The organism is Peristeroidobacter soli, assembly GCF_004138485.1.
Lineage (GTDB): Bacteria > Pseudomonadota > Gammaproteobacteria > Steroidobacterales > Steroidobacteraceae > Steroidobacter > Steroidobacter soli.
Window position 1 is genome coordinate 1,608,304 of record NZ_RYEV01000003.1, and the last position, 13,676, is coordinate 1,621,979.

Annotated in this window: 6 protein-coding genes; 4 read left to right on the forward strand and 2 right to left on the reverse strand. The window is 58.3% G+C overall.

All coding sequences use genetic code 11. The features are described from left to right. Positions 1-625: 625 nt before the first annotated feature. Entirely contained in the window at positions 626-1,222 is a 597-nt protein-coding gene (locus tag EKO19_RS15755; RefSeq protein ID WP_129777313.1) for a flavodoxin, read from the forward strand. Positions 1,223-1,438: 216 nt separating this feature from the next. On the opposite strand, the gene EKO19_RS15760 is transcribed toward EKO19_RS15755, so the two are convergent. Further along, the gene (locus EKO19_RS15760; protein ID WP_129777314.1) at positions 1,439-2,803 is read right to left on the reverse strand and encodes a tyrosine-type recombinase/integrase; all 1,365 of its coding nucleotides are present in this window, start codon (positions 2,801-2,803) and stop codon (positions 1,439-1,441) included. 1,338 nt (positions 2,804-4,141) lie between these two features. Here EKO19_RS15760 and EKO19_RS15765 point away from each other — a divergent pair. After that, positions 4,142-8,713, forward strand: a complete 4,572-nt coding sequence (locus EKO19_RS15765) for a protein NO VEIN domain-containing protein (RefSeq protein WP_129777315.1) — start codon at positions 4,142-4,144, stop codon at positions 8,711-8,713. A gap of 11 nt (positions 8,714-8,724) precedes the next feature. Beyond that, positions 8,725-10,458, forward strand: coding sequence for a nuclease-related domain-containing DEAD/DEAH box helicase (locus EKO19_RS15770; protein ID WP_175597066.1), 1,734 nt, complete (start codon positions 8,725-8,727; stop codon positions 10,456-10,458). 157 nt (positions 10,459-10,615) lie between these two features. On the opposite strand, the gene EKO19_RS15775 is transcribed toward EKO19_RS15770, so the two are convergent. After that, positions 10,616-12,259 carry a hypothetical protein gene (locus EKO19_RS15775; protein ID WP_129777317.1) on the reverse strand — a complete coding sequence of 548 codons (1,644 nt, stop codon included), beginning with the start codon at positions 12,257-12,259 and terminating at the stop codon, positions 10,616-10,618. Positions 12,260-12,565: 306 nt separating this feature from the next. Here EKO19_RS15775 and EKO19_RS15780 point away from each other — a divergent pair, with 306 nt between their 5' ends. Further along, entirely contained in the window at positions 12,566-13,594 is a 1,029-nt protein-coding gene (locus tag EKO19_RS15780; protein WP_129777318.1) for a hypothetical protein, read from the forward strand. The last annotated feature ends 82 nt before the right edge of the window (positions 13,595-13,676 follow it).

The window sequence follows — 13,676 nt, forward strand, 5'->3', positions numbered from 1 at the left end:
TCTCCAGCTGCAGCTCTTGCATGGATCCTCTATCAGCGTAACGAGCGAGGCTCGACTGCACGAAAACATAACTGCTCATCGCAGGTGTGATTAGCCGGCACGCGCCGCTTGGGCATATGAGTCGAGTTCATGAATGGGGTGAACTCGATGCGCTCGCCTGACTAGCGCGCCTGGGAGAGAAAAGTTCAGAAATGCCACCCGTGATTTCGACCTTACGTAGTCCCGTCAGCTTCGATGGGTGTTATTTATAGGCCGATCCATGTAGGTGATTGAGCCAGTGGCCGAGCAAAACACCCGCGGCGCCTGTAGAAGGGAAGGTACGAAGTTCTCGCACGCGAAGCATGGCAGGGTATGCAATCGTGCCGCCGCGCCGTTACATTGATTAGGTGCGCTCATAACTGCATCCTGATTGGACCATCTAAAGCTTGGCGCGAGTGGGATATATTCGCTGATCATTCCGACGAGAGATGAGCTGTCGGCCCGCGGTGCGACGACCGACGGCTTTAGGACCCACTTGGCTATCGCGGAGTCGCTTGCGGGCGCAAGCGTCGCATCGATTGAACCTGTGAGTGGCGGCCACTATCGCGCACCTTAGGTGTGCCACTCGAAACATGTGGAGACGTGAATGTCCGCGACAATGGTGCCGAACAATCTTGGCCGACGCGCTGTGATGACTGCGATCGCTGGACTTCCTATGAGCGGCGCCGCTGGGAAAGCGATGAGCGCCGAGACACGAGGCTCGTCGCACACGTTGATTGCCTATTTCTCACGATCAGGCAACACGCGTGTGGTGGCGGGGTTGATACAGCGAGCGCTTAACGCGGATATCTTCGAGATCGCGCCGGCGGTGTCCTATCCCGCGGACTACGTCGAAACCGTAGAACAAGCACGACGAGAACGAGACAGCGGCTATGAGCCTGCGTTGGCGCGCAAGGTGCCCGAGATGGCGAACTACGATACGGTGTTTCTCGGCTTTCCCATCTGGGGCGAGACGGTGCCACCGGTAATTCGATCATTTCTATCGAGCCACAACTTGGCTGGAAAGAGCCTTATTCCGTTTGTTACTCACGGAGGTTACGGGCTTGGGAGCAGTTTAGACGTGCTTGCTCGTTATGTGCCTCAGGCGAAGCTGCTCAAAGGATTTTCGATGCAGGCCGATCAAGAGCGGCAGACGATGAGCCTCGTGAAGGACTGGATGCGGAATGGCGGGATTGTTCGTTAGCACTAGGATCGCTATGCGGCTTCTACCTTTGTCACCGCCGACGCAGCGTGCGCGCGTCTGTCCAAGTATGTCAGCGGGTCCCTTGTCGTGGTTGGACGGTGACGATACGACAGTGCGAAGGGGAGCCGGCTGACCCCTTTTCGGGCGAGGGTACATTCTGAGTCCGGCGCCGAGGGTCTGAATGCTTAGTCGGCGCAATCAGACCCTCGACGTGCCCTAGGCCGCCATCGGCTCGGATGAGGCGCAGAGGGAGGGCAGCTTCGGGCAGGGGTCGTTGCAGAATAGAGCCCACTGATCCATTAGCAACGCACGCTTCACCAGCAACGTGCCGCGCTGATACGCTGCTTCAGCCTCGTCCTTAAGTTTGTGGGCGAGGGCATGTTCGATGACCTCTTTGGGGAAGAAAGCGATCTCTGCGGCCCAATCTCGAAACGTGGAGCGAAATCCGTGTTGGGTCGCGACCCTATTCTGGACGGGATCCATGTATCCGATGCCGTCCCTCCTCAGATCCGCTTCGTGCATGTCGTCGATGACCGCGCACAATGTGGCATCTGAGAGTTCGCCACCTTCAGGCGCCGGGAACAATAGGTCGCATCCATCGACGCGCGGCAGGCTCTTGTACAACTCGATGGCAGCATCGGATAGCGGGACGATGTGATCCTTCTCGAGCTTCATCCGCTCTTTGGGGATGGTCCAACGCTTGAGCTGCAAGTTGATCTCGCTGTGTCGTGCTCCCCTGATTTCCTGGCTGCGCGTACTGGTCAAAATGCCCCATTCGAGCGCTCTCCGGGATACTCCATGGCGCGACCGCAAATCGGCCATGAATACGCCGATGCGCAGGTAGGGCAGGGCCGGGTGATGTCGCTTCTTGCGTTTCTTGAGCTTGGTTGGCGACGGCAGTTCGAACTGCAGATTGCCCTTCCAGCCGGCTGGGTTCTTCCCGCTTCGATGGTTGCGGTGTTCCGCCCAGTCCAGGATTGACTCGATGCGTCCACGAACGCGAGTCGCCGTCTCGGTTTTCGTGGTCCAGATCGGCTTGAGGATCCGCAGGGTGTGCTCAAGAGTGATGTCCCGTGGGTGGAGCGGACCGATCACGGGGAATGCATAGTCCTCCAACGTCGAAATCCATTGCTTGGAGTGCTTCTTGGACTTCCAGCCAGCCTCTTGAGCTGCGACATAGGTTCGAGCGCACCATTCGAAGGTGATTGGGCCTTCATCGCCGGCGGTATTGGCCGGTGTTTTCGGATTTGGCTCCGGTTGGCCCAGGTCAGGCTTCGTCGAAGCTGAGAGGACTTGCAGGGTAGGTAGAGCCGACGCTCCGGTGGGGTGGGCTGGTGCGGGCTGTGGGCGCGTCTTGCGCAGAGCCCAAGCCACCTCGCGGGCTGCTGCCAGTGAGACCGTGGGGTAGCTTCCAAGGCCTCGCTCCGGACGTTTACCGTTGCGCTTGACCCGCAACACCCAGGTCCGCGACGCGCCCTCGATTCGTAGATACAGGCCAGGGACCAAACCCACGGCATACCGACCATCACCCCGCAAAGACGCTACAGTACGAGCGGACAGTTCCCGTGCTCGTTTTGGCATGACTGACTCCTTCCGCCATCCCTGTCCGCCATAAAACACCGGATTACGGCAGCGCTTGAAGGACCAATATGGAACTCGCGCGCACCGTATTCTCAGTGGGATCAGGGGCTTGGCTTAGATCAATCAGCCCTCCGTAGACTTTGGTGGATGACTATGGACGAGACGCTAGACCGGGCTTTCGGGCTTCCTCTCCGCCATTTCTCACTCCCTCTCCGCCACTCTCTAACAAAATCAATAAGTTGAGTGGCTGCTTGATCGGTCTGTCCGCCATCCCGTCCATCATAAATCGTGCTTCGGCTCAAAGCTCGTGGCGCTCTCCGCTACCTCTTGGAACGGTCATCGAGAAAGCCGATGTGCTGCTCAATAGAGCAGTGACTTCGCTATGGTGGTTGGCTCGCCAACTCCTCGCAGCGTCAGCACGTCAGCACACACTGGTTATTCGCTGATGGCTGCCGATGGCTCTAGTAATCACGCTTAGCTCAACAGGCCGCGAATTCAGTCACGTCGATTACACAATGTGAATCGTCGTAGACTCTGTCCCTTGAAAATCGTCGGCAACGGCGTCGCGAACCTAACTAGTCGCGGCGAGCGACGGACGTAAACCGCATTCGCTTCAAGCTGGACTCTTTCGCGTCAATCGCTCGCGCCCAGCGGCCTTGATAGCTTCTGGGTCAAAGTCCTCCACGCGACCACTTTCCATATCTAACCATCCGAGTTCAACATCTCGGACTATCTCGCTCGCCGCGCTATAACTCTCGGTAGCGACTAGTTGCTCAGCGCATTCCTCGGGCTCCTCGTCAAGAGAGAGGTTCTTCGTCGACATGCAGCACATCCAACACCGAAGTTGACGTTGTTTAAGCTGGTGCGTAACGCCCGGAAAATCTTAGCATGCGACTTTTGCACGACGTAATGTGAGTAGCCTCGGCGGTTGGACTCCTTGGCAATCTTACGACTGGCCACACTCCAGCCTGCGAACGGCCTAGATATTTAGACCGGCCAGAGCATCTTGCACTCGGCCTTGCGCTGCTTGGTCGCCTACTTGACGTGAGGCGGTATCCGGTTCAACTATCCCGCCGCAGATGGGGCGACGCGGGCACCGGTTCCGGCGCTTTGTCACCGTGACTGTGAGAAACTACAGCCCCGCCTTTATGGTAGGTGGCATAGGCGCTCGACACTTCATCAACGCAAAGAATCCGATCGAAGTATTCGTTCAAACCGGCGCAGTTGCACGGGCCGCATCACGCTAAGGTCACCGCAGAGTTGCAACAACGGCAGCGGCAAAGGCGCGAGTAAATACAGCGGCACCAGATAAGCCGCGAGACAATAGGGGGAGTGTGAGTGTTTGGGGCCAAGGATGTCATCGACGAGATCCGTCGAACTGAATTCCTGCTGGATGTCGAGCTCTCGCCCGATGCGCTGATCGGTGCCCGCAATGTGCGCGCGAAGCTGCATCGTGCATTACGTCTTCTCTCGCAGGAGCTTTATTCGCGCGACACGCATTTCGTCCTTGAGCTCGTGCAGAACGCGGATGACAACCACTATTCTCCGTCTGACATTCCCAGTGTGACCTTCGATCTCTCCGCCGATCGGCTAGAGATCACCAACAATGAAATGGGCTTTGCAGCAGAGAACGTGCGAGCCCTATGTGATGTCGGTAACAGCACCAAGGCCAAGCGGGATGGATTCATCGGTGAGAAGGGCATTGGCTTCAAGTCAGTGTTCGCAATCTCCAGTCTCCCTGAGATTCACTCCAACGACTTTCACTTTCGCTTCGACACCACCGCTGATGACCTGCTGGGCTACGTAGTACCCATCTGGTTGGACGGCTTCGAACGGCAGGAAGGTACGAAGATTGCGCTGCCCGCGAAGCTCAATCACCCATTCACGCCTTCAACGCTCTCCGAACTCTCGGCTCAATTGCTGCTGTTCTTGAGAAAGCTCCGTCGCCTGGAAGTTCGCAACACGATCTCTCAATCCGCCTTTATCGCTGAGCGAATGGATCAAGGTCATCGCCTCACGCTCACCTCAACTAGTCGCTCGCTATCGAACGGGGCGGCGCAGAAGCGCATTGTGGCGGGGTACTTACGAGTAGAACACAACGTACCGACGGGGGGCCTTGAGGAGGAGAAACGTCCTGACATACAGCAAACGCAGGTGATCCTTGCTTTCCCGCTCAATGAGGATGGCACTGCACGCGCCGATATGACGCATCCAGTGTTTGCGTATCTGCCGGTACGAGACGTCGGTTTTAAGTTCGTCGTGCAGGCGGACTTTCTGTTGAGCTCGAGCCGCGAGGATATCCAAAAGAATTCACTGTGGAATATTCGCATCCGCGATGCCATCGCGGACGCCTTTGTGAGTGCCATTCCTCATTTCACGATTGACGAGCAGCTTGCACGCACCTTTCTTCACTATGTTCCGGATGACTTCGATATCGTCGATGATTTCTTTCGGGAGACAGTGGAACGCATCTGCGCGCTGCTTCGCGAGACGGCGTGTGTTCAGAGCCGTTCCGGTCGCTGGTGCACTCCCTCTCAAATCCTATTGACCGATGCCGACTTTCAAGCGCTGTTCTCGAACGAAGATCTACAACGGTGTTTGCAACTAGAGTATCCCATGCAGAGCTTCACACCCTCTGCACGAACTATCCTCGGCCGCATAGGTGCCCCGAGCGCCAGCCTGTCACACACGCTCGCGCTGCTGCAGGATGAAGCGGCCGTATCGCAGAACTCTGCCGAGTGGTTCTCGGCACTCTATGATTACTTAGCGCGGACGTATCCTGCCGAGCAGTCATTGAAGAAGATGCGCGTGCTCGCCTGCGTTCGCGTGAACGGCGGCACTTTGAGGAGTGCATCGAAGGATGAGATCTTCTTCCCTCTCTCACGTGGCAAACGGTACGGCTTTGAGCAGGATCTAAATATCGTAGACAGGGAGGTGCTCGGTGGGCCCAAGGATCGGACCGCACGGGTGCGAGAGTTTCTCGCCAACCTCGGCGTCCACGACACTTCGCCCTATGAGCTCATCGAGAATCACATCTTGCCGCAACACGCGGAAGACGAATGGAAGGCATCAAAGCTCGAGACGCTCGCCGGTCACGTTGCGTATATCAAGGATCACTTGGCGAGCTACGTTCAAGGGCACATCGCCACTGTGTTCGGATCCACGCCGAGCATGGCCACGGCGCGTCTCCGCCAAGGCTTGTACATTCAAAGCAAGAACGCCGACGACAAGCACACCTATTTTAGTCGGCCTTACGCGCTGTACCTGCCATCCGAATATTCGCCAGGGTTTGCGCTGGAGGAGCTTCTAGGCGCGAGTGTTGGTGCGGGGCTATTTGTCGCGCCGACTTACCTGATGTCCGCGGGAGCGGATCAAGCGGGACGCGCAGAGATCGTACAGGAGTGGCGCGATTTCTTCTATCGCATCGGAGTAAATCAATTTCCGACGGTCTCTCAAATCACATCGAGCGGCATCATCAACTTCCATGCTGGATCAGAGCTCAAGGGCATGCTTGCCTCGGCGGATGACGCCGTTGTCAACGCGGCATTCCGGTTGATCGACCGCAATTGGCGCAGCTACTACGGACAGTTCAAGATGCGCAAACATGCGAGCGGGTCGGCGACGACAACATCATCGAGCTTCGTGACGGAGCTACGGCAGACGCTCGCGCCAACAATCAAGAAGGGACGCGTTCCGATCGGCGAGACATTTCTGAATGCCGATGCGTTGCACGTTGTGTTTGGAAAGTCGCCCCCATACCTTGAGGTGGACCTACGCGACGAAGAGTTCATGGACGCGCTCGGTATCACACACAAGATCGACGCGGCTGCCTGTGTTCGACGCTTGGATCAGTTGCGTCAGGCTAATCGAGTGACGACAAAAGAGCTGCGCACGCTCTATACGGCTTTGGAGGAGCGTCTCGCCATAGAGCCATCATCCGTCACCGACGCGCTGACGCGGCAACCCCGACTGTATGCCCCCAACGCGAAGCGCTGGTGCACGGCATCTGAGGTGGTCTGGGAATCCACGAGTGCGCTTTTGGATTCGCTCTATCCGCCACTAGATCACGCTTATCCCGAGCATCGGCAGTTTTTCTGCAAGCATTTGGAGGTTGCAAAGCGCCCTTCGGAAGATGCACTTGTGTCGGCGCTGAAAGCGCTGCCGAAATTTGACGCCTTGCCGGAGCAGCGACAGCGCGAGGCCTACACGATTTATAGACGTCTCAATGCGGCGTTGCGAGAGACCCGCGAATCCGATCCTGAAGCTGTGCCTGATTGGCTCGCGAGACTGCGCACTGAGGACGTCTTCCTCGATCACGTCGGTCGCCTCGTCACTTCAGACAACGATCTGTACATCGATGATCAGCCGAAGCTCGCTGATCTTTTCAAGCAGCACCCGCAGATCTCTCTCGTTCCGATCGAGCGTTCTCACCTCTCGGCGGTGCGCATGCTGCTGGATGCCTGCCGAATCCCGACGGTGACGGATCGCGTTCAGTACAGACGTCTATCAGCTTCGGATCAAGAGAGCGACCACAACCTATCGAAGCGGGTCCGCGTGCGTGCGCAAGCCATCATGCGGCTATTTTTCCATCGTCATCACCGCTTGTTTGAGGATTCTCTGGAGAATGGGTCCTGGGCGCATCTGTCGCAGTTCGAGATCGTGTGGGTCGGCGAGCTGACGGTCGAAGCAACGCTCGCTGACTATGCAGCGCCATTCTCGGCGGAGATCTTGCGCACAGGCCATGCCGTCTATGTTCGACGTGATGTCCGTGCACCGCGTGACAAGCTGTGTATCGAGCTGTGTTCGATGCTGGGAGCTCACAGCGACGTTGCCGATGCAATCCACCGCGTTGTCTTTGCAGACACAGATGACGAGGTTGAGCAGCTCTTTGAGAATCGTGGTATCGAGCCGATTCCTCGCGAGGAGTTGGCGCGCCTCAAGAACACTAAAGCCCCCCTTGAACCGATCGTCGATGTAGATTCGGGCGTGTCCGAGGACGAGTCGGCGGAGGAATCTCTCGCGCCTGTATCCGACGACGTCCGGTTTGCGGTGCCCACCGCCGAACCCTCATCGCCGACGACAGCGACCCACGGCTCACAGTCGACGGCGGGTTGGTCCACTGACGGCCATTCGTCCGGTGGATCACATGGCAGCAGCTCGACGACTCTACAAGGCACTGCGCCAGTGCTCGACGGGGATCAAAAACCGCAGGATGACGGTCAAGCTGTGATCAGTGGCGAAACTGACGGTGACAGCACGCCGTTCGCGGCACGTAGACGAGATCGCGCGCGCTCATCTGGGCGATTGCTGAGCTACGCGGAGCCGCGCATCGACAATAACGGGCAGCCGTCCGAGGAGGCAGGCCAGGATGCAGAGCTGCGGCGTGAGATCGCGACGGCGGCGGTCAATTTTGTGATCGAACGGGAGCGTGAGGAGGGGCATCAGGTGCAGGAGATGCCCTTCAACAATGAGGGCTTCGATCTGCAGCGTACGGCCGCTGACGGGTCGATGGAGTACATCGAGGTCAAGGGGCAAAGTGGCCTTTGGACAGAGATGGGGATTGTGTTGACGCCCGCGGAACTGCGATACGCGCAGCGCTTCCGTGAGCGCTACTTCCTGTATGTCGTCGAGTTCGCCGATGATACCGAACGGCGCGCGCTCTACCGAATCCAAGATCCGTTCGGCAAAGTGATGCAGTTTCGCTTCGACTCCGGATGGAAAGCTATCGCGACCACTAGTGACATCATCGAGCCGGCTCCCGGTTTGAGGATTCAGTTGGAGGAAGGAGTCGGTACCATTGTGGGCGTGCGGCGCGCCGGGCAGTTCTTCTCACTGCAGGTGCAGGTTCTGGGGGATGCGTCCAAGACGGTGCTGTTTGTACCCGGAAAGCTGCGACTACTGAGTGCATAACGATGCCACGCATGCGACCTGAGCTCACGGAAGAACAACTGCGCGCGCTTCCATCGCGTGCCGAGGCGCGCGTCTACGAAGCGCTACGCGCACAGTTGCCCGACGATGCGTTGGTCATTCATTCGGTGCGGTGGCTCTATCGCACCAGGCGCGGCACCGTCAGTGAGGGCGAGGGCGACTTCACGGTTTTTCTGCCACAGAGTGGCTTTCTCACGATCGAAGTTAAGGGCGGTGGCATAGCGCTCGACGGCAGAACGGGCGCGTGGTCGAGTATCGATCAGAACCAGAGTTCTAATCCGATCAAGGATCCATTTCTTCAAGCCACGCGACAACGTTACGCGATCCTCGATCAGCTCCGTGGGCATACGGCGTGGCGTCGCTGGACCGGTCAGTGGTTGCATTGTGGTCATGCCGTTCTTTTTCCGGACGTGCGATCGCCCGCGCCGTTTGCAGGACCGGATCGACCGATCGAGATCATCGGAGTTCAATCCGATCTGCCGCGGTTAGCCGATTGGATCTCGCGCATTTTGCGATTTTGGACGGGTTCGAGGCCGACCGACCCTCTCGGCGTGCAGGGTGTCGACATTGCCGAGCAGATCTTCTGCAGCTCCATCTGCGTGAAGCCACTGCTATCCATCGCTCTGGCGAACGAAGAAGAAATCCGCATCCGCCTCACTGAACAGCAGGCTCGAGTGTTGCGAGTCATTGGAGGGCGCCACCGTGCGCTCGTCGGCGGTGGCGCCGGGACGGGCAAGACGCTCATTGCCCTTGAAAAGGCGAGGCGTGCTGCGCTCGAAGGTAAGCAAGCCCTGATGATCTGCTACAACCGGCCATTGGCGGATGTCTTGCGTGCGGCACACGCTGGCATCCCAGGACTCGACGTGCTGAGCTATCACCAACTCTGCGAGCGGCGTATCGCGCGAGCACGCGAGATAACCGGTCGAGATGTCTTGGTTGAGGCACAGAAGGCCTATGCGGGAGGAAATCTCTACGACATGCAGTTGCCTTTCGCGCTTGCGCTGGCGAACGAAGTTGTGCCTGAGAAGTACGATGCGGTGGTGGTCGATGAGGCGCAGGATTTCAGCGATGAATATTGGCTCGGCGTTGAGGATCTGCTCAAGGATCGAGAATCCGGCCACCTTTATGTGTTCTTCGATCCGAATCAGATGCTCTACAAGCGGCGCGGCAGCCTGCCCATCAATGATGAGCCTTTCTGGCTGACCGTGAATTGCCGCAACACACAGCACATTCACACGGCGGCTTACCGGTATTACAAAGGTGAAATTATCGATCCGCCCGAGATTGCGGGTGCGCCGCTGTCGGATCTTATTGCCGAAACCGGTGCCGCACAGGCTGATGCGATCGCGCGGGAAATCGGGCGCCTTCTCACGACTGAGGGGTTACGGCCGTCCGACATGGTCGTTCTGGTCATGGGAAAGCCTAAGCAGAGTTATTACGACTTGCTCCTGTCCAGAAGGCTCGCAGGAAATGTGCAGTGGAGTGTTGAGGTTCACGCTCCTAAGGAGATCTTGCTGGACACGGTGGCTCGCTTCAAGGGGCTTGAAGCGCCGATCGTGTTTCTTTGGCTACCGCCCGTGATCGACGAAGACCAGGATCGAGAGGCATTGTACGTGGGTCTCTCGCGCGCTAAGTCGTGTGTGTACGTCGTAGGTTCCCGGCTTGCTTGTGCCGCAATCTCGACGGTTGTTCGCGAAGCAGGTGCGCACGTGTCTGGCCAGGAGTGAGGCCACGCCGGTTTGCGTAGATGCTAGCGAACCCATCAGGGCATCCCCTTTTTTGCATGGAGAACCAGATTAGCTGTAGGGTGCTCGCGCGTTTTGTTACAAGCGGCCCATCTCGGGGCCGCTCTGTTTTTCGACGTCGGGGCGCCCTGGGGCAGCTTTACTGAGGTGGGCCGTCCATCGTGCCGATGGCATTGTCCGGGCTGCCCCTCAGCCTGGCAGCGAGTTGCAGCACCACATTTTTGGTCTCAATCTCAGCTTCGGAGCGGCGCCGTTCTTTATAGTCCACTGCGATGTCCTGCTTACTCCGTTTCAACTGGTCAAGTAGCCGGCCCAGCATGCGTGGCACCTCTTCGTTGCGACGCACGGCTTGCAGGATCTGTTCTTCACCGTAGCGTTGGCACAGCTGTTCGAACTGTTCCTCCCAGCGCAGCACGCGCCCACCTTCGATGAATGCCATCGCCTCTTCATACCTCGTGGAGGTCGGACGCGGCCGCTCACTTTTCAGATACAAATCAGTCAACGTGAGATCAGCGATCTCTTCGGAGAGCGGCACCACAGACAAGATCGCGAGGACTCGGTCGATGACCTCGATCTCTGGCTTCATGCGCAGGCGTGCTGCCGTCGTGAACGTCTCGGCTACATAACAGCCCCACCCGCTCGCAATGAAGAGCACATCCGGAAATTGCAGATACACCTCAGCGTCGGTGTAGTTGCCGTACACCACGATGCGACGAAAGCCTTGGTCGTAGGCACTCTGGATAGATGGCAGAAAAGGCAGCTCCTTCACTGCCTCGGGCACGTCCCAGTACTTCGATGGGGTCGAGCGCGTGCGTGGCATAACGCGAGCGGCAGGCCCGCAGTGATTGGTGAGTGCGAGGCAGGCTTCGACGAGCTCGATAGCCGAGTGCTCGCTGATGTCGCCGGCGCCGACTAGCACCAGGCCGGCTCGATGCTTCAAGAGCATCGACTGCATAAGTTCGCGTGCCGGTGCCGGGATCGCAGCCGGGCGTGCGGCGTGCTTCGGCTTAGCCGAGAACGCACGGTGCTGCTTGCCTTGGTGAAACGGTTTGCGTTCGATGAGCTCACCTTGCTCGGAGATCACGCCTCGCAGGGCGTCCTCGAGTGCTTCCGTCTCCGGGATCGAGCGCACCAACAGATGAACGTCCTCGCACACCCGCTCCGGTACCGGTGTGTTGACCAGCACCGCCACGCGATGTTGATCGAGATCCGCCTTGTAGCAGGCCATTTCAAGCCGCCCACCGCTGTCTTCCCAAGACGATTGTTCGAGGTCGATTGGGCCCACGACAATGAGTGTGCCGCTCGGTACTCGCCGTAGCCCGTTGGACCACAATCCGTTTTCGCCTAGATCGATGCTGCCCTCCCAGTGGCTACCGGCCTGCTCCGCGTAGATCACCGCTCCATCGCTGGCTTCCTCGAACCGGGCGAGCAGCGCGTCGATCGAGGCTTGTGACGTTGTGAGATACACGCCCGGCGCAGGGCCCGTCGGCCAGATCTCCGGCAGGTTTGGATCCGCCTTCGGATCGAGTGCGGCGAGCAACTCCTCGCGGCTCAGCTCCAGAGCGAACTGCCGCTTCAATCGAAATGCGAGCCTGCCCAGCGCCGGCCCATCGAGTTGGACGGTATCTAGGCGATGCGGGAATGCCTGAACCTCGGGCCAGTTTCGTAGGCCCGGGATGGCGGCGGCGATATCAAGGGCTTGGTTGTGCCCGACGGGGTGGTCGGCTTGCTGCAGTAGCGCACGAACGCGCGCCGCCAGCAGCTTCAAGTGCTGGATGTCCATTGACGTTCTCCTCGGGCGCTTTATCCGATGCACGCATTGCGGGCCGCCCAGAAGAACGAATGACACAGGGGTCGGTACGCATCTATCGGCCGTCTTCGTCATGCTCATTTTCTGAGCGCGTGCGGCAGGCGACGGCCAAGCCTTCACACAAACGATAGTAACTCCTAGGATGCGTGTCAACGGGCCCTTGAGGTGAAGGAACCAGGGCTCAAAGCCTGTTTGCCGCGACTCGGCACGGGCGCAGCCCACGAGCCCAATGGCAGAGCGCCGAAAAAGCAGCGCTGGAACAAAAACTTCATAAAGACAATGAATAGCTACTGGAACAAGCTCGAACAGCTCAGGGAGCCTACTGCAGATAATATGACCGCTCTTGGCGCCTGGGTGCACGATGAAGCCTTGCCGTGGCTTTGGAGTGAACTAGCTGGGGTCATTCTGGAACCGAAGAAGAAACATCCCAACGCGACGGCACAGCCGGCTCCAGCACAACTCAGGCCGATGCAGGAAAAGGATGCAGTTCGACATGGTCTATTCACGTCCACAGTCGACCGCAATAACAAAAGAACTGAACCGGCGTTCTACCGCGCCCAACTCACGATGCTGGATTCAGAGGCTAGGCGCTATTGCCGAAGCATTGACTGTTTTGCCAGTGAGAGGCCCGTTTTCGCAGCGGATGCCTCAGTCCACACTGTCCATCTTGCGTTGCTGGAAATGATGGGCCTTGCGATTGTCCTACTGGAGGACGCGGCCCGCGAAGTTGCGCAAGTCCCTGGCTACTTCGCCGCGTTCCGTCGCCAACACGAGAGTCCCTTCGAGGTATTCAAGGGCGCCGAGCAGATCATCTACGGCACGTACTCTGGCATGACCCACATGGACCGGGCGCCATACACAGCGGTGGCCGTGTTACGTACGGCTGTCGAACTGCGTCTGCGGGGTGCTTTCGGTGTCTCTGTTCTCATCGATCCAACAAGGCCCGAGGATTTCGTGCCGATCGACATGAGCAGTCTGTTCGAGTCGATCAGGAAGCGACAGAGCGACATTGATTTCTCTGTCGATCTGCATGACGTATGGAAGATCTATCGCTGGAGCAACTTTTATCTGCACGCTGGCCACCGCGACTATCCATGGGTTGCTGGCTTCCTACTGCAATACCTTCGACCGCTGTTTTCGGACCATCGCACCGGACCGAATGGCGAGTGGAACATCGACGGGGGGATTCGTATGAAGCGCGAAACGTGGCGCGCCGTGCGGGCCACGCTTCAATCTCCTTCGTTGAATAGCACGCTTGCGGCCTGTCACCGACCGGCATATTGGAGCCATCTAGTGATCGGCATATAGGAGCCAGTGGATGATCGGCGTAATGGAGCCACGGCGTGATCGCCATAATGGAGCCACTGGCTGATCGGCGTATTGGAGCCAC

Coding starts and splice junctions, on each gene's coding strand:
- EKO19_RS15780 (WP_129777318.1), top strand. CDS start 12,566: ATGAATAGCTACTGGAACAAGCTCGAACAGCTCAGGGAGCCTACTGCA.
- EKO19_RS15755 (WP_129777313.1), top strand. CDS start 626: ATGTCCGCGACAATGGTGCCGAACAATCTTGGCCGACGCGCTGTGATG.
- EKO19_RS15775 (WP_129777317.1), bottom strand. CDS start 12,259: ATGGACATCCAGCACTTGAAGCTGCTGGCGGCGCGCGTTCGTGCGCTA.
- EKO19_RS15770 (WP_175597066.1), top strand. CDS start 8,725: ATGCGACCTGAGCTCACGGAAGAACAACTGCGCGCGCTTCCATCGCGT.
- EKO19_RS15760 (WP_129777314.1), bottom strand. CDS start 2,803: ATGCCAAAACGAGCACGGGAACTGTCCGCTCGTACTGTAGCGTCTTTG.